Raw genomic sequence first — 18,428 nt, forward strand, 5'->3', positions numbered from 1 at the left:
GATGATTATGAAGTTCCTGGACGAGACACCCAGGTTTATGTTTTTCACGGGCAAAGGCGGGGTTGGGAAGACTTCTCTCGCCTGCGCTACCGCCGTCACGTTAGCGGAGCAGGGCGCGCGAGTGTTGCTGGTTAGCACCGACCCGGCCTCGAATGTCGGCCAAGTGTTCAATACAGAAATCGGCAATCGCATCACGGCTATTGAGGCGGTTCGCAACCTTTCCGCCCTGGAGATCGATCCCCAAAGCGCTGCGCAACAGTACCGCAATCGCATCGTTGATCCCGTGCGCGGCGTATTGCCAGACGACGTCGTGCGGGGAATCGAAGAGTCTTTGTCCGGGGCCTGCACAACAGAAATTGCAGCATTCGATGAGTTCACATCATTGCTGACCGAAGCAAGTCTGACATCTGATTTTGATCATGTGATCTTCGATACTGCTCCGACAGGACATACCATCCGTTTGCTCCAGTTGCCTGGCGCTTGGAGCAGCTTTCTGGAAGCGGGCCAAGGCGATGCGTCTTGCCTTGGTCCCTTGGCAGGTCTGGAAAAGCAGCGCAACCAGTATCGGGAGGCTGTCGCTGCTCTCGCGGATTCACGCCGCACTCGATTGGTACTCGTCGCGCGTGCCCAGCGAGCAACGCTGGACGAAGCCGCACGGACCAGCCAAGAGCTGGCGGACATAGGGCTTTCGCAGCAGCACCTGGTGATCAACGGTGTCCTGCCCGCCGCAGCCGTAGAGCATGACGCCCTGGCGGCAGCTGTCTATGAGCGCGAACAGGCTGCTATTGCCGCCATTCCGCCGCAGCTGGCTGCGTTGCCTCAGGACCAGGTGACACTAAAGGCGTTCAACATCGTGGGTTTGGGCTCATTGCGGATGCTCCTTAGCGACAAGAACGTGGTCGCGGCTGATGTGGGCAACGAAGCCTTGCCCGCGATTGAGGCCCCCGATTTGGCATCCCTCGTCGAAGACATTGCAGCCGATGGGCATGGCTTGGTCATCGTCATGGGGAAGGGTGGAGTGGGAAAGACCACCTTGGCAGCAGCTGTGGCCGTCGAACTCGCGGAACGCGGCTTCCCGGTTCATCTCACCACCTCAGATCCCGCTGCGCACTTGGCCCGCACATTGGAAGGCACGTTGCCCCATCTAACGGTAAGCCGAATCGACCCACACGCTGAAACCGAACGATATCGACAGCACGTCTTGGCTACGAAAGGCGCAAAGCTGGATGCGGAGGGCAGGGCCTTGCTGGAAGAGGATCTGCGCTCTCCCTGCACCGAAGAGATAGCGGTGTTCGGCGCTTTTTCTCGGATCATCCGTGAGGCAAACACCAAATTTGTCATCATGGACACCGCGCCGACAGGCCATACATTGCTGCTCTTGGACGCAACGGGTGCCTATCATCGCGAGATTGTGCGCCAGATGTCGGGTAGCAATGTCCACTACACCACGCCAATGATGCAGTTGCAGGATCCGGCACAGACAAAGGTCTTACTTGTCACGCTCGCAGAGACGACGCCAGTGCTAGAAGCCGCAAATCTCCAGGAAGATCTCCGGCGCGCCGGCATTGAACCCTGGGCATGGTTGATCAACAACAGCATTGCCGCGGCCGGCCCGAGTTCGCCATTGCTGCGTCAGCGCGCGCGAAATGAACTCAGCGAAATCAAGGCCGTCGCTCAACGCCATGCCAAACGGTACGCTGTAGTTCCCTTGCTGAAAAGCGAGCCAGTCGGCATCCAACGTGTCCGTGAGTTGACGGGATACCACGATGAAGCCGCGGCGGATCTGCGTGCTTCCTGACCGGCCGAGCAACCAGCACAGTTCGTTCTACAAACAAAAGAAGAGTTCCACGAATGTTATTAGCTGCAATAGCGATCTTTGTTCTCACCCTAATTCTGGTTATCTGGCAGCCTCGTGGCTTGGGAATAGGATGGAGCGCGAGCCTCGGCGCTGGCCTTGCACTTCTCGCTGGTGTTGTCCAGATGAGCGATATTCCCGTCGTATGGAATATCGTGTGGAACGCCACGGCAACCTTCATCGCCGTGATCATCATCAGTCTGTTGCTGGATGAGGCGGGCTTCTTCGAATGGGCAGCGCTGCACGTCGCACGTTGGGGCAAGGGCCATGGTCGTGCTCTGTTCGCACTGATCGTCCTGTTGGGAGCCGCAGTAGCTGCGCTGTTCGCGAACGACGGCGCAGCATTGATACTGACTCCTATCGTAATGGCTATGCTGCTGGCGCTGGGGTTCAGCCCGGCGGCCACCTTGGCGTTCGTCATGGCCGCTGGCTTCATCGCGGACACGGCAAGCCTGCCGCTGATCGTGTCCAATCTCGTCAACATTGTTTCTGCCGACTTCTTCGACATCGGGTTCAACCGTTATGCCGCAGTGATGGTGCCCGTCAACTTTGTTTCGGTCGCCGCCACTCTGGTTGTGTTGATGCTCTATTTCCGCAAGAGCATTCCTGCGCGGTATGACGCAGATCAGCTGAAAGACCCCGTAGCGGCCATACGTGACGCGAGTACTTTTCGGGCAGGCTGGATCGTACTAATGCTTCTGTTGGTAGGCTTCTTTGGTCTGGAACCGCTTGGAGTACCCGTCAGCGCTGTGGCGGCTGCGGGCGCGGCAATCTTGCTGCTTGTCGCGGGGCGCGGCCATATCATCAGCACGCGCAAGGTGATACGGGAAGCGCCTTGGCAAATCGTGGTCTTCTCTTTGGGAATGTACCTAGTCGTATATGGACTGCGCAACGCGGGCTTGACTCAATACCTCGCTGATTTGCTGAGCAGGTTTGCAGTGCAGGGGATCTGGACGGCCACGATTGGCACGGGGCTAATGGCGGCATTTTTGTCGTCAATCATGAACAATATGCCGACTGTCTTGGTCGGGGCCTTATCGATTGACGCAAGCCAGGCCAGCGGTGTGGTCAAGGAGGCAATGGTCTACGCCAACGTGATCGGCAGCGACTTGGGCCCAAAGATCACCCCAATTGGCAGCTTGGCTACTTTGCTTTGGCTGCACGTGCTCGAGCGCAAGGGAACCACGATCTCCTGGGGCTATTACTTCAAGGTTGGCATCGTGCTAACGCTTCCAGTACTTCTTTTGACGCTTGCAGCTTTGGCGGTCAGACTGGGCTAGCCCCCCTGGAAACACGAGGCCTGGTGATCTGTGATCGGAGCCAGCTTCCGAATGGTTGTATGAAAATAAAGTGCCAGCTCGGTAGGGATGTTGGTGCCGCAAATACCAGTAGCCGGCCGAGCAGATAAGCCTGAGCGACTTGAGCATCTGCCGGACTCAACTGCGAAGCGACTGTCCAGCCGGGAGTCCAAGCAACAGATGATGTCAGAAACACCAAGGACCCGCGGCGACTTGGATGCATAGCTCTCCCTCTCCAAAATACGGGCAGGAAACTCACTAGCAATTCCGCCTATCGGGGGCAGATTGGAGTCCCTTGCACTTGGCAGAGATAAGCACGTGCGTCAACTCGGGCTGCAAGGTTCCAGCGAAACGAAATGCGATTGCTGAGTAAGGGCTGGACTGTCAACGAAAAAGCGCTCAATCAAATTTCGTGCGCCGCCAAGTTCGCTCGGGACGCCGACGTTGCTTCGGCTGAGACCGCTATTGGCATGTCCGCCGCTGGCGGGATGGAGTCGCGGGTGAGGTGACATCTCCAACGCTTAATGTCCAGATGTTCCTTGGGATATGCAGAACAGGCCAATACTGGACCCGTGGATATGTGGATGATCGCTGCGCGACCGCCCATCTCGCTGCGCTCGGCCCGTGGACAACCCTGCTGGACAAACGGTGGACAGGCTGCGCCTGACCACGCGCTTGCCCACAGGGTGTGCCCACCGGCTCCTGTGCTTCACCCACATACCCACCGGCCCACATCGACCATCAATTTGAAATACGGACTTCAAAACAGCAATGCGCTTGGTGCTTCGTGTCCGGACGACGCGGTGTTTAGCTGCTAAACACGGTTGCGGCTAAAGCGGGCAGTTCCGCCACCAGCAGCACCTACTCTCCTCGATGTGTAATGGAATCCATCAGGGTCTGTCGCTCGATCTCTTCTCTTACGCCAGGATCCTCCAGCATGCGCTGGGCCAGCCGGCGCAAATACACTCGTATTTGGATAGGCGTCTTCGGTTCTTGGGCCATGACCAGCAGCGCGTTCCGCAGGCGGCAGTTGAAATCGCGCTCTCGACCAATCTCCCACGCCAGTTTGGCAATGGAAGCGCGGATCGCGTCCCAACTTTCACCCGGGAAGTCATAGATCAAGCGGATATCCGCGCCGCATAGCGGCTTGCGGAACCGCTTCATCGGCGCCTCTACGAATCCTGGTATCTCTCTGGATGCACTGACGTGCCAATCCTCGCAGGTCCAGATATCTCGGTCTGCGCCGGCGGCAAACGTCCAGCGCTTGCACCCACGTTCGGGCGAATCATGGGTAGGGCTGAGCCTCGGGTGGCCGCAGTTCGCCTTGGTCCCAATCAGGCCACGGAAGTGCGCACAGCAGAAACAGGTGTGGTTGGCGGGATTGGCGCCATTTGGGGCTGGCATATGAATACTGTATAAATGTACAGTATTTGTACGACGCCGGCTCCGATAAGTCAAACGTGCGGCGCGGGGCCTCAGGCTGCCAAGCGGTGCTCGTAATAAGGGCGAGGGCGGTCATCCAGGATCTCGTAGCACGAGGCCAGGTTGCGGTGGTCTGGATTCAACCACGCATCGATGTTCTCTGGCTTGATCTGGACTATGCAGCGGTCATGGCCAGCTGCAGCTACCTCGGGCGGTGGTTCGTCTGTGATCGCCGCGAATGAAAGAAGGCGCCCTTCAGGACCTTTCCATTCCGACCACAAGCACGCAATGATCATCTCCTGGGCTGGCTCAGGAGTGAACTCCAAAATCACGCTTTCTTCCTTTTCATCTGGCGCCAGCTCGCGCTGTTCCAATGCATGCCTAGCCACATGCTCGTAGAACTTGTTCACGATCAGGATGGCGTGGTTGTGGCCGAAGGTATTGCTCCAATACCGTTCGAGACTGTCTCGCCTGGCGTTGTAGGTGCCGGGGAATCGCACGTCATGGCTCGCAGGCTTTCCAGCGAGCCTGCATTGATAGCGCATTGGTCGGATGATCCGGTCCTGACCGTGCCCCGTTATCACCGGTGCATAGGAGCCAGGGAAGATCCGGCTGTCAGAGGGCTGCAGCTTGTCGCTCTTCAAGCGAGAAAGCTTCGCCAGAGCGCGTTCGATCTTGTTCGAAGCAATGCGCACGTCATTCTGGGCTTTCTTGGTTACCTTGGTTTGCAGGCTTCGTTCCGCATTGACCAGCCGCGTGCGCTGCGCGAAGACCAACTCCTCGAGCTGGTGTAACTCCAGCTTGTCCCACTGCTCCACAGATTCTGCAATCACAGCTGCAGGGCCCCCATCCGATGCACTGAACGACAGATCCAGCGCCCGGGGCGTCAAAGGCCGTGAGCCTGTCGGGTGGTACAGGTAAAGATTCACGAACTCGTCAAAATCAACAGTGGCGCGATAGCGGCGCCCGAGCTTCTTGTAGGCAGCTTCAACCTGCGCGGAATAGCACATAGAGGCCTCGCTTCGAAAGAACTGGCCCTCAACGGAGCCTACGCAGCGTATTGGATTCAATTCTACGGCGCTTGCCTGATTGTCTGCATCTCGCCAGGACCTATCGAAGCGAGGCGCGTTCGCGCAGAGCATGAAAAATGCCCGAACCAAACGGTTCAGGCATTTAGGCTAAGCGCCATTCCAACCCGGGCAGGAGCCCTGGACGATGTGCCTGCGTGGGGCAGGGCCCAGTCAAATCGCCAGGCCACACGTCCGAAAAAAGCCCAAGACCTCTGCGGGTCAATAAGCCTTTCCTTCGCTGGGCTTGAACTCGCCGCTCGTCGCCTTCTTATCGGCAAGGGCCCTGGCCTCTTGTTCGGATTGGCCACAAGCGGTTAGCAAGGCGGCGGCGGCCAGCAGCGCGGCCAGGTTCTTCATCAACATGGGGTCTCCAGGGAATGGGATGAATCTTCTTGATGCGGAAAATCGGCCCCGAGTATTTCACAGGTCATCAAGCACTGCACGGAGCACACAGTCGCATGCCTTGCGGTTCCGGACAGACTCGGCACGGCGCGCGGCTTTATAGCCGCGCCGAGTCTTTCAAGGGCTTTCGCGGCATAAACCGCTCGCTTGCGCTCGCTATTTATTCCACGTCCCTTGACCGGCCCCTCCTGGCCTGCGCCCGCCTGCCCCGTGCAGTGCAATGCAGATCGGCTGCCATTGCTGCACGTGAGGAGCCATCCATGAGCCGCGTCGTCCTGGGCGATTGCCTGTCGATTCTTCCGACCTTGCCTGACCGTTGTGTCGATATGGTGCTGACGGATCCGCCGTACCTGGTGAATTACCAGGACCGGGCCGGACGCAGCATCGCAAACGATATCAATGACGATTGGCTTGCGCCGGCGTTCAAGCAGATTCACCGCGTCATGCGCGACGACACCTTGTGCATTTCGTTCTACGGCTGGAATCGGGTTGACCGTTTCTTTGCTGCCTGGCGGGCGGCAGGCCTGCGCGCCGTGGGTCATATCGTGTTTGCCAAGCAGTACCAATCCAAGGCCCGGTTTCTCGGGTATCGCCATGAAGCCGCGTATCTGCTGGCCAAGGGACAGCCGCCCGTGCCGGAAAAGCCGCTTCCCGACGTGATGCCCTGGAAGTACTCGGGCAACCGCCACCACCCGACGCAAAAGCCCGTCGAATGCCTGGCGCCCCTCATTGAAGCATTCACGCAGCCGCGGGGGATTGTTCTGGACCCCTTCGCCGGCTCCGGCTCGACGTGTGTTGCTGCGCGCCAAGTCGGCCGCCGCTTCTACGGCATTGAGATGGATCCGAAGTATCACGCAGCCGCCATGGAGCGTTTGCACCTGGCCAACCAAGAGAGGATTGCAGCATGAACCAGCAGACCAACGACAACGCGGGACTGCTCGCATATCTCAGGGGCTACGGCCGGAACAACCCGAAGGGCTTGGAGGATATCGCGGCCTATCCGGGCTGGGCGTTCCTTGCCTCGAACGATGCCCATCGCCGGATGGAGAAAATCCTTGAGTCCTTGCCTCTACACGAGGTGATGGCCATCGCGAACCACGAAATAGACCTCAACGAGTTAGCCCGCCAGGTTCTGGCCGAACAGAGCACGGAGTAGATCATGGCAAGACCGATACTGTCCGAAGCTGCACAGCAAGAACTACTGCGGATTGCTCGCGAACATCTGTTCTTGGAGACACTGGAAACCCGAAAGCACGGCAGCCTGGATTTCAAGGAGCAGGCGGTTTGGTGCATTCGGGATGCACTAGAGGCGGCCTATCTTGCCGGCATGGTCGATAACCACCGATCCGAGTAGCGCCGAAGGCGCGTAAGCCAGCGGCCCGGCACACGTCGGTGTGGCCGCTGGCGGCCAACGCGAATAGAGGGCCGTCGCCTGCGGCGCCGACCAGTGCAACCCCGGCCGAACTGCGGAAGTTAGAGCCCGCGCCGGAGGGCGCGGGCTAGGGGCGCTCGCCGCGCGGCACGACTGCGCCTCACTGGCCATGCCTCTCGCATGCCTTGCCTGCCAGCCGCGGAGCCCTACAAACGCCGACTGTATCACTACGTTCCTCGTTCCAAGAGGTCCGCTGCGCCAGGTGCTCACCCGTTCGGTGCTCGGCCTTCGGCCTGCGCTCCGCGTGCGGCCTCCGCTCCTGCCCCTTTCCAGTCGTCACTACGTGATCCAGATCGGCTCGGGCTCAGCGACTAACAGGACTGGCGGCAACAACCGCGAAGACAAAGTCCAGCGATTCCAGCCGTTCACGACCGGGCTAACGATCTTCAGGCCTGGCCGGCCCAATGAAAAGCCACTACAGAAAGGAAGCATGGCATGGATACAACCCCGATCACCTCAGCGCTCACGGTCATCGATGAGTCGGCGATTCTGCCGCGAATTGAGGATCTGGAGCTGGCGCAGGCGGACGGCGAATTGACGGATGCGCAGCGCCATGAATTGACGGAGTTGCGCGGCCTGGTCGAGCAACTGCATGACTTCAACAGCGATGACTATTTCTCCCCGATGCTCTATCGCTCTGACGTCCGCGTTCCGCCTGGCCCGGCCGTTGATTACCGGTGGGTGAAGTTCGACGCCCGCCAGTACCTCGCTATCGCCACCGAAGAAGCATAAATCTCCCACATTCCCCCCTAGCAAATCACCACGTAGAAAGAGAGCCGCGATGCAAACCATGACCGCTACCTACTCGCCGGAAGACAACAAACTGCGCCTGCACACCATGCACCGTCTCGACCAGGCGACTTACGCCACCGTTTCTGCGGCTGGCTTTCGCTTCGCGCCGAAGCAAGATTTTTTCGTAGCTCCGGCCTGGACGCCCGAACGGGAGGACGTGCTGCTGGCGCTGTGTGGCGAAATTGAGGATGAGCAAAGCACAGTCGCAGGCCGGGCGGCAACCCGTAGCGACCGATTCGAAGGCTATAGCGATCGTCGGCTGGTTGAGGCAGAGGCTGCACATGCGCAGGTTGACGCCATTACCGCGCATATTCCCTTTGGGCAGCCGATTCTGGTCGGTCATCACAGCGAGAGGCGCGCACGCAAGGATGCCGAGCGTATCGAGAATGGCATGCGCAAAGCGATCAAGCTAGCTGAAACGTCGCGCTACTGGGACAACCGCGCCCGCGGCGCGGCCCGCTACGCTGCGATCAAGGCGGATCCGGGCGTGCGCGAACGCCGGATCAAAGGGCTTGAGGCTGAGGCGCGCAAGTTCACCACAGATAGCAAGGCAGATGAGGCACTCCTGGAACTGTGGAGATCTGAGCTGACTATGGATCGAGCGCTCGCGCTGGCCAACTATTCGCGCATCTATCGCAGCTTCCCGCTGGCCGAGTATCCCCGCGCTTTGCCCGCCAGCCAATACGAGGGGCAAATGGGCCTCTGGAGCGCGCTGTCCGAAGGAGTTGTTTCTATCGAACAGGCCGCGATGCTGGCTCAGGAAACCTTGCAGGAACGGTTGGCGCGGGCTCGTCGGTGGCTGCATCACACCGAGGGCCGCCTTGCTTACGAGCGCGCCCAGCTCGAAGAGCAGGGCGGCGCCACGGCGGCGCGATTTGAGTTTGTGCGCGGTGGCCAGGTCCTGGCGCGTGACGAGTGGTTGACCATTTTGCGCATTAACAAGGGCGCCGGCGGCGCGATTGTTTCCCTGACGACCTCCGCGCCGCGATTCATGGGCACGGCGGCGCAATTCCGGGTTCCGGTGGAAAGAGTGAAGGACTACCGCCCGCCCGTGCACGGCGGCGCTACCGATGCCGCAAGCCTGCCCCCTATCGTCAACTACCCCGCGCCCGGAGTCCGGGAAATCACCGCCGCTCAGTGGAGCGCAATAAACCGGGATTACAAGGGCGTGCGCACTGAGCCGGCCGCGGCCGACCATGGCGCATATCGCTATCGCCGCGCCATGTTCTTTGAATCGGGCGGCTCCGTTCTTGCGCATGTCTATATCACAGACAAGAAACGCGTAGACATCCCGGCCGCGATGAAGGAGCCGCTGGCCGCCTAACAGACGCCGCCGCCGGCGCAGCCCCCGCGCCGGCGGCGCTACCGAGGAATAGACGATGTACACAACGACAAGCAGCCGCACGGAACGGGAAGCCCGCCGAGCTCGCATACTTGGGCTGTCGCACAATTTGCGAGCTGGCGTGCAGCCGATCGCTGCAGATCAACTTTTTGTCAGTGGCGCCGCGTTGGCGGACCAGGTTGTCACGCTAGCGGACATTCGACCCGGCGCCCGCGTCTTTGATCCCAGCGCCGGGACTGGGGATCTTCTGGCGGCCGCCGCCAGGATCCGGCCCGGCGTACAGCTGCTGGCAGTCGAAATTGACGCCCGCCTTGCGGCGGGCCTGCGTGCACGAATGCCCGAGGCATCTGTGAAGGTCGCTGATTTCCTCGACGTGAACCCCGCTGCGCTCGGCCTGGTCGACCGCATAGTGATGAATCCGCCGTTTCGAAATGGGGCGGACATCGAACACATCGAGCACGCCCGCCGCTTTTTGGCACCGGGAGGCCGCATGGTCGCCATCTGCGCGAATGGACCGCGCCAACACGCCAGGTTGCGGCCTGCGGTCCTGGCGGCAGGTGGCACCTGGGAGCCGTTGCCCGCCGGCATCTTCAAGCACGCCGGCACCGCCGTTAGCGCAGTAATGCTCAGCTTCGACGCCTGAAGGAGATATCGACGTGGCCAGTTCTTTACATCGTGAGCTTTGCTCGGCCGCAGTTGAATGGCTGTTGCGGCCTGGCAGCAAGGGTGGACCCGGGTGCACTGTTGCATTCTCTGAAGTGCAGTCCCCTTGCGGGCGAGAAGTGATGGACGCATTTGGCGTGCGGTCCGTAGGTTGGGAAACATACTCAGTCTTGGTCGAAGCCAAGATCTCGCGAGCCGACTTTCGAGCTGATTTCTCGAAGCCCCACCGGCAAGATCCATCGCTCAGCGTCGGGACTTATCGCTACTACCTCGCGCCAGCCGGCATGATTTCTACTGACGAGTTGCCTCCCCGATGGGGCCTGGTCGAGTATGGTCGGCCGCGTTTCCGCGTGGCGGCAGGGCATTTGGCGGTTCGGGCAGGGCCGTCGCTGCGATACGATCAGGTGTCAGACCAGCGTGTCGCCGACTGGGCTCATGACGTCAATCACGGCCGAGAATTGGGTACGGTCGCGAGGCTGCTAGCCAGATTGGGCAATGTTGAGACGCTGCAGAATGAACTAAAGCGGGTTCGCGGGAAGCATGCCCGTCAGCAGGCAATGCTGCAGCGCCTGCACGAAAGTGAACGAATTTCTCGGGCCGATACGCAATCGATGCGCTGGATCCTGGACGAAAGAGGTATCGACTTCGATCAGGCATTAGCTGAGTTGCGCGATCGCGAGGCGATTGGGTTGCGTCGGCTTCGTCGGCAGCGGGATCAGGATAGCGGCGAGCTGTTCTGACATCGGTTCCGTATTGAACGACAAGGCCTGTGCGTGTCCCTGCGCCTGGCGGCTCCGGGCCGGGCTCTCGTGCTTCGCATCGAGCCTGGCCAAACACCGGCCAGTCTCGCCCCTTCGGGCTTCCATCCTTCCCTCCCTCCGGTCGGCTCACGCCTCCGCGCCTAGCGGCGCTGCGCACGTCGCGGCGCGACGTTTGCCCAGGCCTTCGGCCAGTTTGAGCCCTTCGGGCTAGGGGCGCTCGCCGCGCGGCCGGCCCGGGATCGCTATCGAGCAGGCGCAATGCCTGTCCTGGCAGTTCGTCGCCCTAAATCCGCCGACTGTATCACTGCGTTCCTCGTTCCAAGGGGTTCGCTGCGCCGGATGCGCGCCCGTTCGGTGCTCGGCCTCTGGCCTGCGCTCCGCATGCGGCCTGTGCTCCGCCCCTTTCCAGTCGTCACTCCGTGATCCAGATCGGCAAGGGCGACGAACTACCAGGACGGGCGGCATACAACGCGCAGCCGCCGAACTGCGAAGCTCGATCCGAAAACCTACGCAGGGGCTCGGAATCTTCAGTCCAGGTCAGCACAACAAATCATTTTTCGGGAGATTCACGATGTGTTCCAAGCAAGCCAACAAAGCGGTCAAGGCGGAGCATCGGCTCGTCAGCCTCTACACGTTGTCGAAATGCGTTGAATCGGACCAGACACGGCAGGCATTCGTCAACCGTGGCATTTCCTTTTCCGAGCGCAGCGCAGCCGATCAATCGCCGCCGGCCTCGCCTGTTGTGGCCACCATCGTCAAAGGCCAAATCGTTGCTTGGACGGGACACCGGCCGGACATGATCGAACTGCTTGCCGACCTTCTGGACCTGGGGCCGGTCCCGGAAGGCGGACTGGCCTACCTGGAGCAAGCCGAAGAGGCGGTGTTGACCCGATTCCAGGTCGTGGTCGAAATCGAGAACCATCAATTGAACCACCAGGATTTTTTCGACGAATGCGGCGATCACCCGCTGTATCGGGGTTCCACGCTGCTGAACTGGCTGGGCTACTGACCCCTACTTGAAATGAAAAGGCCCCGTCCGGCGGCAACCGGCGAGGCCTGCATCCCAACCCCCCCTAGCAAGGAGAACTGCGATGAACCACGACTTTATCAGATTGGCGAACGACATGCGACGTGCCCATGCCCTGGGCCTGCCTTTCCGCATCCCGGCAATGACCATGCGTGACCTCGCTGCACTTTTCGCGTTTGTGCAAGACGTTCCGGCCTCCGCGCAGTTGCACTGATCCAGATAATTCGACCTCAGGAGTACAAGCAATGAAATTCGATTCCAAAGAACTTGCCGCCGTCCACGCTGCCAGCATTCGTACAGAGATCCCGTATGTGCAATTGCGCCTCAGCGAAACCTATCAGGCTCGTCGCCCGCAGGATGCGGAGCAGGACCCGGAAATCCAGGAACTGAAGGCGACGATTAAGGCGATGGGCGGCTTGCTGCATAACCTCGTGGTTGTCGCGTGCGCGGATGGCACCTATGAGGTGTGCGCCGGCGGTCGTCGCTGGACCTCCATAAACTTGCTGATTGAGGACGGGACCTTTCCCGCTGACTATGTTGTGCCGTGCCTCATCATCCCGGCCGAGTTTGCGCACCATGCCAGCCTCATCGAGAACATCGGCCGCAAGGCCATGCACCCGGCGGACACGTTTGAGAGCTATGCCCGCCTGCGTAGCGAGAACTGGACTATCGAAGCAATTGCGGCGGCGCACGGCGCTACGGAATCCGCTGTCAAGAAGCTACTGGCGCTGGGCAATGTGTCGCCTGCGCTGATGCAGCTGTTTCGGGATGGCAAGATCGATATGTCGGAAATGCAGGCCCTGGCCTCGGTGTCCGACCATGCCCGCCAGGAGGCTGCATGGAAGGCGGCGAAGCACCAGGGTTGGAACCGGGATGACGCGATCCGCAATCTGCTTTCGGAAACCGAGATGCGGGGCGACTCGCCTGCTGCTCGATATGTCACTGTCGCCGCCTACGAGAAGGCGGGCGGCGAAGTGCGGCGCGACCTCTTCGAGAACGACGCCTATCTGGCCGACCCGGAGAAAGTACGCACGATGGCAGAGGCAAAGATGCAGCGGTCCAAGCTTGCGAAGGCCGTAGCAGGAGAGGGCTGGCTGTGGGTCGAGTACCGCGTTTCCTTTGAGCATGCTGACAAGAAGCCCTTTGGCGAGATCCAGCGCGTGCGGCAGGAGCCGAGCAAAGAGCAAGCCAAGCGCATTGATGGCCTGAGAAAGAAAATCGAAGCTGCACAGGCCAAGCTTGCGGAACTGCGCTCGGTCGAGGGCTACGACGAGGCCGACCTGAACAAGGTGCGCGGCCTGATACGAGGCTACGAAGGTGAACTCCGAGCCATCGAAAGCGAGCTGCGAGATTTCTCGCCGGAATTGAAGGCGTTGGCCGGTGTGGTTCTGCACCTGGACCATCAAGGCGAACTGACGGCCACACGTGGCCTGATCCGCCAGGATGAGCGCGATGCGGTGTCGCAAATTCTGCGGACCAAGGCGGGCGGGGAAGGGGCTGCGCAGGCCGTGGATCTGCCCCCGGTCAAGACGCGCCCGGTACATTCGGAAGCGCTGACGAACCGCCTGCAAGCACAGCGCGTTATTGCCCTGCAGGCCGAGGTCATGATCCGCCCCAATCTGGCCCTGTGTCTGCTGGTGGAACAGATGCTGGGTGATATTGACTGGAACCGCCGCAGTGCCAGCGGCGATACCTTCGATTTCTCGGCACGGTCGGCACATCACGAATTGACGAACACGGATCCGGGTATCAAGGACAGCGCCGCTTGGGCGACCGTGCAGGAGCAAATCGCACTGGTGACGAAGGACATACCCGAGGACGACGGCGCAGTCCTGCCCTGGCTTCTGGCGCAGGCGCAGGCCGACGTTATCGACATGCTTGCAGTGTTGATCAGTGCGACGATTTATCGTCATCGCAGCCATGCGCACGGCACGGAAACCGGACACCTTGACCGGCTGTCGGAAATTGTCGGCCTGGACATGAGCAAATGGTGGCAACCCACGGCCCAATCCTACCTGGCGCACGTGTCTAAAGAGCGAATGGCTTCTGTTGTCGCGCAAGAGGTCGGCAATGAACAGGCGCAGCAGCTGTTGGCGATGAAGAAGGCCCAGGCGGCTGCTGCTGCTGAGGAACTGCTGGCGGGGAAGGGCTGGGTTCCTGAACTGATGCGCACGCAACCCCTTCTGACCGAAATGGCGGTGGAGCACCCCATGGGCGAGATGGAGGCGTAAGAACCATGTCCGCCCGGGGGAAGCCCCGGGGCGGACGGCATCAGTTTCGCTCTGATAGCTATTGCATCGTGTATCGTTGCGGGATACAATAACGAATGATCATCGGATTCCGCCACAAGGGTCTTGAGACCTTCTATCGCACAGGTTCAACGCGGGGCATCCAGGCCGCGCACGCCAGCAAGCTGAGACGGATTCTTGCCGTCTTAGACGTGGCGAAAGGACCGCAAGATATGAACATGCCCGGCTACAAGCTGCACCCGCTGAAAGGGGATCTTGCGGACCATTGGTCGGTCTGGGTCAACGGCAATTGGCGCGTGACCTTTCGATTTACCGAGGCCGGTGCCGAACTGGTCGATTACCAGGACTACCACTAGGAGCCAACATCATGATGCACAACCCTCCGCATCCGGGCGAAATTCTCCGGGAGGATGTTATCGCTGCCCTGGGTCTATCCGTGACTGACGCCGCTGAACGGCTGGCCATGTCCCGAGTGGCACTTTCCCGCGTGCTCAACGGCAAGGCCGGAATCAGTCCGGACCTTGCGGTCCGCCTGGAGCAGGCCGGGGCCAGCACCGCCCAAGCGTGGGTGGCCATGCAGGCTAACTACGACTTGTGGCAGGCATTGCAGCACGAGCAGCCCCCTGTCCGGCCGCTGGCCGCTGTGGCTGACGCGCACTAACCCCCACAACACCCGCCAATGCAAAAGGCCGCCCTAGGGCGGCCTTTTGCATTGGTTGTGGCGGTGGTTTCATGCGGGGCGGCCATTCCCACCGGCTGCGCCGGCGGGGCCGTCCTGCGGACTTCGTGAGCGTCCCCCGGACGCTCACAGGTGCCCTTAAGGTCCCCGCCGCCAGGGCGGCGGCGGATCCCTTAAGGCCACCACACAGAACGCACCCTGCGGGTGCGGTCATCTCTTTGATTTTTTTGGGTTTTTCCTGCCGGAAACCTTTTTCCTTTGTATGACACCGAAAGCCTCCGACCACACCCAAGTCCTCGGCACATATGGCCTTCTTTCAACTTTCACTTGTACACAAACGGCGGTGAAAGAGACTTTTCAGATCAGAAATGCGCCAAAACTCCGATGACGTCTACATTCAGTCTACCGTTTGTCTACACAATGTCGCCTGCTGTCTACCGACTGTCTACGTCTTGTGACTTTGTGTCTCCGAATTATCTACAGAATGTCCACGTAATAGGGTTGTGGTCTGGCTGCCCGCAGGGAGCAGCCCGGACTGCGCAGCACTTCGTTCTGAAGGCGCCGAAGGGCGAGTTCCATTCAGCTTATGATGTGGTTCACTGAAGCTGACCTGAAGCCAGGGCGGAGCCTCGTTCGCGCCGGCCGCTATCGACCCAGAGTGGACTAGTGAGTCATGTCCTGTGGTGTAAGTTTTTTCGCATCAGTGCATTTTGCAGTGTCACGCCCCGCAGAATAGGAAATCCTCGCTCCACCACTTGAAAACCGCAGTGCAAAAAGAATGGCTCAGCGGTCTTGCTCACATCCGCCGTGAGCTCGCTAATCCCCAGTAGCTTGGCTTCGTCATGGATACGACTCATTAGCAAGGTGCCGACGCCTTGTCGCGGATAGGCCCCCGACACAAAGAAATGATCGATGTATCCGTTGGGCTGAATGTCAGCATATCCAGCAATTTCACCTTCGACTTCAACGACAAATGGTCGTAAATCCCTCATGCGGCTAGCCCACTCTTCTGGGGCAATGTCTGTCGGTGCCCAAGCCTCTATTTGTGCTGCTGTGTAGTCACGTGATGCGATGTCATGTACAGCCGATAGAAAGACCTGAAATAACGCGCCCTCGTCCTGGTGAATGACAATAAAGTTCTGTTCCAGAGGGCCTTTGATTTCAAAGAGTTTTCTGAAAATGTGGAAAAATCCATGCCATTAAAGTTCTGGCCCAGATTTGCACCCTATGCTTAGGTGCATGACATTAAAGTTCTGGTCTGGGTGCCGCTCAATCACCGACGATGGCGTTGATTTGCAGATTGAGCCTGATACCGATGTAGCTGTATGGCTCTATTGTTCCATGGGAATGTGAATGCACTGGTTCGATCACAATCTGGTTCTGAGAGACGTCTATCGTCTCGCGTTAATGCTGGAGTTCGGAGCAAATAGACATAGCACTCGCTTCGACGATGTGGGCTGGCTGGGCGGGCTACACGATGAATTCTTTCGGAATGAGGCCGAGCACCTTCTGGTTTCCATTGCTGCGGCGATTCGACGGATTCAAGATCGAGAGTGGAGTGCGATGTCTCCGCAGGAGCGCAAACACCATGCAATGCATCCGTTGTCGGATGAAGACAGCATTGGTTTTTATGCAAATAACCCGCCCAAGGATTCTCTGAACTTTGGTCTTCGCCAAGCGTGCAATTGCATCATGCACGGTGAGAGCATCCAATGGAAGGACCCTGCCGAGGGGAATTTGCAGGCTGTTTGGACGGCTCCGTACTACGACATGGTCTTGAGTGGAGCAAGTCGAGCGGATGGAAAGAATTTCCTGATGACCGGTGCTTTTGTCTTCTTGGTCGGAGCTGAGAACGATGGCTCATGGGAAGCCGTCGTGCACCTGCCGCGATTCCTGAAGTCCGCGACAGAAAAGGTCAGAGGGCTTATGCCTTAACGTATGGGCTATCGCAATGCGGCAATCATCTAGTTTTCAGACATGACAGGCAGTAATCGACTAGTTTTCCGACAAAACAATCGGTAAGCGACTACTTTTCAGACATTTTTACCCAGCATAGCTGGGTAATCGAGTGTTTTTCAGACATCGGGGATAGGTTTGCGCTGTCTAGGCACCCTTGGTTGTTCTGTCCAAAGCTTCCAGTTTCCAGGCTGGGGCGGGATCTGAAGTGGACTGAGTGGTCGCCCGGGTGGACAAAGAAAAGCCCGAAGCGAATGCTTCGGGCCTGGGTCCCGATGCTTACTGGAAGCCTCGCACGTCGACGGGGCCCAGGCGGTTGGACGTGCTGTTGTCGTCCAACTGGCCGTTAACGTGTGGAAGCCTGCCCCAGTGATTCGCTAGCCATAACCGGCTTGTTTCCTATTCGGGTGATGGACTGAACCTGTGAACCGTCCGGCCTTTCGGCCCTCAACACCTCCAGCACCTGATCAAAGAGATCTTCAGTCTTCCAGCGTCGAAACGTCCAGCTCAGGTCGTTAATGCTGAAGCCTTTGGTCGGCACCTTAGCCCACCATATACCCGAGGATAGTTTCAGGAGGATGGCGTCCAACAAGTGCCTGCGGGAGTGAATGATCTTCTGTGCGTTGAATTTTGGCATCAGGATTGGCTCGATCAGCTGCCATTCCTGGTCGGTAACCAATGATGTTCCATCCGAATGCAACGGGATATTGATTCCTCCAGCGGACGCCTTAGATTTTCGCTGAGGGTCCGCCATCGAGTGAAAAATCATCGTTTCACTCGTTCCCGTGACGCTGTCCTCTGCTGGTATGGTCATCGCTATCAGCGTCGCAGTAGTCGCAAAAACCTGATTGCCAACCCTAGGCCCATGCAATGCAATTCGAAAGTCACCAAGAGGAAGAGACATCCGCAGGGTCCCGTTTGATGCGCCCAGATAGACGCTGTGCATCGCATGCTTGGCTGACTTGGAGAGATGCAGCCACTCCAGGGGCTTATTGGGTGCTGTGTTCTCCCTGCAACGACGAGTATGTCGGATGTAAGCGAGATTATCGATGACGACAACGGGCGTCGCTTGCGCATAGTCGACATAAGCGAGGAGATCCGGGCCTGCTATCTTGAAAGCCGCCGGAAACAATATCGGGCTGGGTTTAAAGAATGCCTGCATCAGCACTAGAGCAGGCACATGGACCGTCAGGCCGCCATCAACGAATTTGAAGACTTCGTGGCGAGTCAGGCACCCTTCGGGAAGCTCAATATCCACTCCAGCGAGATATTCTTCGGGATCTGAGAGGGACCACGACGATAGGCTGCCCTCGTACAGGACGCGATAAGGTTTCGTAGTGCGAGGTACCTTTAGCCGATCGCTCGCGATTTCCTCGATGCGCCTATGCTCAATACCTTCGTTCGACGTAAAAACTTCAATGCTGCTGGTGTTTGTTAATTTGCAGGCAGAGTTGACCCACTTTTACGTTTGATTTGCATC

20 protein-coding genes are annotated in these 18,428 nt (G+C 59.1%); 15 read left to right on the forward strand and 5 right to left on the reverse strand.

Translation table 11 applies throughout. The features are described 5' to 3' along the window. The first annotated feature begins 7 nt into the window (after positions 1-7). The gene (gene arsA / locus BRO63_RS23565) at positions 8-1,798 is read left to right on the forward strand and encodes an arsenical pump-driving ATPase (protein WP_143219508.1); all 1,791 of its coding nucleotides are present in this window, start codon (positions 8-10) and stop codon (positions 1,796-1,798) included. 53 nt (positions 1,799-1,851) lie between these two features. After that, a complete protein-coding gene (locus BRO63_RS23570; RefSeq protein WP_088142132.1) occupies positions 1,852-3,135 on the forward strand; it encodes an arsenic transporter in 1,284 nt (427 codons plus the stop codon). Positions 3,136-4,014: 879 nt separating this feature from the next. Here BRO63_RS23570 and BRO63_RS23575 read toward each other — a convergent pair. The 3 genes from BRO63_RS23575 to BRO63_RS34295 form a co-directional block, all read right to left on the reverse strand. Next, the gene (locus tag BRO63_RS23575; protein ID WP_088142133.1) at positions 4,015-4,317 is read right to left on the reverse strand and encodes a hypothetical protein; all 303 of its coding nucleotides are present in this window, start codon (positions 4,315-4,317) and stop codon (positions 4,015-4,017) included. 311 nt (positions 4,318-4,628) lie between these two features. Beyond that, positions 4,629-5,585, reverse strand: a complete 957-nt coding sequence (locus BRO63_RS23580) for an SOS response-associated peptidase family protein (RefSeq protein ID WP_088142134.1) — start codon at positions 5,583-5,585, stop codon at positions 4,629-4,631. A gap of 279 nt (positions 5,586-5,864) precedes the next feature. Further along, on the reverse strand, positions 5,865-6,008 hold the full coding sequence (locus tag BRO63_RS34295; RefSeq protein WP_179215199.1) for a hypothetical protein: 144 nt from the start codon (positions 6,006-6,008) through the stop codon (positions 5,865-5,867). Positions 6,009-6,307: 299 nt separating this feature from the next. Between BRO63_RS34295 and BRO63_RS23585 the strand changes: the two genes are divergently transcribed. The 12 genes from BRO63_RS23585 to BRO63_RS23635 all read left to right on the forward strand — a co-directional run bounded on the left by BRO63_RS23585 (position 6,308) and on the right by BRO63_RS23635 (position 14,974). After that, entirely contained in the window at positions 6,308-6,955 is a 648-nt protein-coding gene (locus BRO63_RS23585; RefSeq protein ID WP_088142135.1) for a DNA methyltransferase, read from the forward strand. Beyond that, positions 6,952-7,203, forward strand: a complete 252-nt coding sequence (locus BRO63_RS23590) for a hypothetical protein (protein ID WP_088142136.1) — start codon at positions 6,952-6,954, stop codon at positions 7,201-7,203. Before BRO63_RS23585 ends, BRO63_RS23590 begins: the two co-directional genes overlap by 4 nt. Positions 7,204-7,206: 3 nt before the next feature. Beyond that, positions 7,207-7,401 (forward strand): DUF6900 domain-containing protein, encoded by a 195-nt coding sequence (locus BRO63_RS23595; RefSeq protein ID WP_088142137.1) that lies wholly within the window; start codon positions 7,207-7,209, stop codon positions 7,399-7,401. A 513-nt stretch (positions 7,402-7,914) separates the two neighbouring features. Continuing rightward, positions 7,915-8,211 (forward strand): hypothetical protein, encoded by a 297-nt coding sequence (locus BRO63_RS23600; protein ID WP_088142138.1) that lies wholly within the window; start codon positions 7,915-7,917, stop codon positions 8,209-8,211. A 49-nt stretch (positions 8,212-8,260) separates the two neighbouring features. After that, a complete protein-coding gene (locus BRO63_RS23605) occupies positions 8,261-9,595 on the forward strand; it encodes a DUF3560 domain-containing protein (RefSeq protein WP_088142139.1) in 1,335 nt (444 codons plus the stop codon). A gap of 139 nt (positions 9,596-9,734) precedes the next feature. Beyond that, entirely contained in the window at positions 9,735-10,256 is a 522-nt protein-coding gene (locus tag BRO63_RS23610) for a methyltransferase (RefSeq protein WP_179215200.1), read from the forward strand. Between the two features lie 190 nt (positions 10,257-10,446). Next, entirely contained in the window at positions 10,447-11,016 is a 570-nt protein-coding gene (locus tag BRO63_RS23615) for a hypothetical protein (protein ID WP_123786278.1), read from the forward strand. 592 nt (positions 11,017-11,608) lie between these two features. Further along, complete coding sequence (locus BRO63_RS23620) at positions 11,609-12,046, forward strand: hypothetical protein (RefSeq protein WP_088142142.1); 438 nt, start codon at positions 11,609-11,611, stop codon at positions 12,044-12,046. Between the two features lie 82 nt (positions 12,047-12,128). Continuing rightward, positions 12,129-12,278, forward strand: coding sequence for a hypothetical protein (locus BRO63_RS34300; RefSeq protein WP_173144391.1), 150 nt, complete (start codon positions 12,129-12,131; stop codon positions 12,276-12,278). Between the two features lie 31 nt (positions 12,279-12,309). Next, positions 12,310-14,295: a ParB/RepB/Spo0J family partition protein gene (locus tag BRO63_RS23625; RefSeq protein WP_088142143.1), complete on the forward strand. Its 1,986-nt coding sequence runs from the start codon at positions 12,310-12,312 to the stop codon at positions 14,293-14,295. 95 nt (positions 14,296-14,390) lie between these two features. Further along, complete coding sequence (locus BRO63_RS23630; RefSeq protein WP_088142144.1) at positions 14,391-14,669, forward strand: type II toxin-antitoxin system RelE/ParE family toxin; 279 nt, start codon at positions 14,391-14,393, stop codon at positions 14,667-14,669. 14 nt (positions 14,670-14,683) lie between these two features. Beyond that, a complete protein-coding gene (locus BRO63_RS23635) occupies positions 14,684-14,974 on the forward strand; it encodes a HigA family addiction module antitoxin (protein WP_218824113.1) in 291 nt (96 codons plus the stop codon). A gap of 689 nt (positions 14,975-15,663) precedes the next feature. Here the strand turns inward: BRO63_RS23635 and BRO63_RS23640 are convergent. Further along, positions 15,664-16,173 carry a GNAT family N-acetyltransferase gene (locus BRO63_RS23640; protein ID WP_306425687.1) on the reverse strand — a complete coding sequence of 170 codons (510 nt, stop codon included), beginning with the start codon at positions 16,171-16,173 and terminating at the stop codon, positions 15,664-15,666. A 172-nt stretch (positions 16,174-16,345) separates the two neighbouring features. On the opposite strand from BRO63_RS23640, the gene BRO63_RS23645 reads away from it, so the two are divergent. Continuing rightward, a complete protein-coding gene (locus BRO63_RS23645; RefSeq protein WP_088142147.1) occupies positions 16,346-16,927 on the forward strand; it encodes a hypothetical protein in 582 nt (193 codons plus the stop codon). A 367-nt stretch (positions 16,928-17,294) separates the two neighbouring features. Here the strand turns inward: BRO63_RS23645 and BRO63_RS23650 are convergent, their stop codons facing one another. Beyond that, positions 17,295-18,206 carry a transposase gene (locus tag BRO63_RS23650; RefSeq protein WP_123786276.1) on the reverse strand — a complete coding sequence of 304 codons (912 nt, stop codon included), beginning with the start codon at positions 18,204-18,206 and terminating at the stop codon, positions 17,295-17,297. Positions 18,207-18,428: the final 222 nt, after the last annotated feature.

Source organism: Achromobacter xylosoxidans (genome assembly GCF_002192695.1).
In the GTDB taxonomy this organism is placed as follows: Bacteria; Pseudomonadota; Gammaproteobacteria; order Burkholderiales; family Burkholderiaceae_B; genus Achromobacter; species Achromobacter xylosoxidans_C.

Coding starts and splice junctions, on each gene's coding strand:
- arsA (WP_143219508.1), top strand. CDS start 8: ATGAAGTTCCTGGACGAGACACCCAGGTTTATGTTTTTCACGGGCAAA.
- BRO63_RS23570 (WP_088142132.1), top strand. CDS start 1,852: ATGTTATTAGCTGCAATAGCGATCTTTGTTCTCACCCTAATTCTGGTT.
- BRO63_RS23575 (WP_088142133.1), bottom strand. CDS start 4,317: ATGAAGCGGTTCCGCAAGCCGCTATGCGGCGCGGATATCCGCTTGATC.
- BRO63_RS23580 (WP_088142134.1), bottom strand. CDS start 5,585: ATGTGCTATTCCGCGCAGGTTGAAGCTGCCTACAAGAAGCTCGGGCGC.
- BRO63_RS34295 (WP_179215199.1), bottom strand. CDS start 6,008: ATGTTGATGAAGAACCTGGCCGCGCTGCTGGCCGCCGCCGCCTTGCTA.
- BRO63_RS23585 (WP_088142135.1), top strand. CDS start 6,308: ATGAGCCGCGTCGTCCTGGGCGATTGCCTGTCGATTCTTCCGACCTTG.
- BRO63_RS23590 (WP_088142136.1), top strand. CDS start 6,952: ATGAACCAGCAGACCAACGACAACGCGGGACTGCTCGCATATCTCAGG.
- BRO63_RS23595 (WP_088142137.1), top strand. CDS start 7,207: ATGGCAAGACCGATACTGTCCGAAGCTGCACAGCAAGAACTACTGCGG.
- BRO63_RS23600 (WP_088142138.1), top strand. CDS start 7,915: ATGGATACAACCCCGATCACCTCAGCGCTCACGGTCATCGATGAGTCG.
- BRO63_RS23605 (WP_088142139.1), top strand. CDS start 8,261: ATGCAAACCATGACCGCTACCTACTCGCCGGAAGACAACAAACTGCGC.
- BRO63_RS23620 (WP_088142142.1), top strand. CDS start 11,609: ATGTGTTCCAAGCAAGCCAACAAAGCGGTCAAGGCGGAGCATCGGCTC.
- BRO63_RS34300 (WP_173144391.1), top strand. CDS start 12,129: ATGAACCACGACTTTATCAGATTGGCGAACGACATGCGACGTGCCCAT.
- BRO63_RS23625 (WP_088142143.1), top strand. CDS start 12,310: ATGAAATTCGATTCCAAAGAACTTGCCGCCGTCCACGCTGCCAGCATT.
- BRO63_RS23630 (WP_088142144.1), top strand. CDS start 14,391: ATGATCATCGGATTCCGCCACAAGGGTCTTGAGACCTTCTATCGCACA.
- BRO63_RS23635 (WP_218824113.1), top strand. CDS start 14,684: ATGCACAACCCTCCGCATCCGGGCGAAATTCTCCGGGAGGATGTTATC.
- BRO63_RS23645 (WP_088142147.1), top strand. CDS start 16,346: ATGCACTGGTTCGATCACAATCTGGTTCTGAGAGACGTCTATCGTCTC.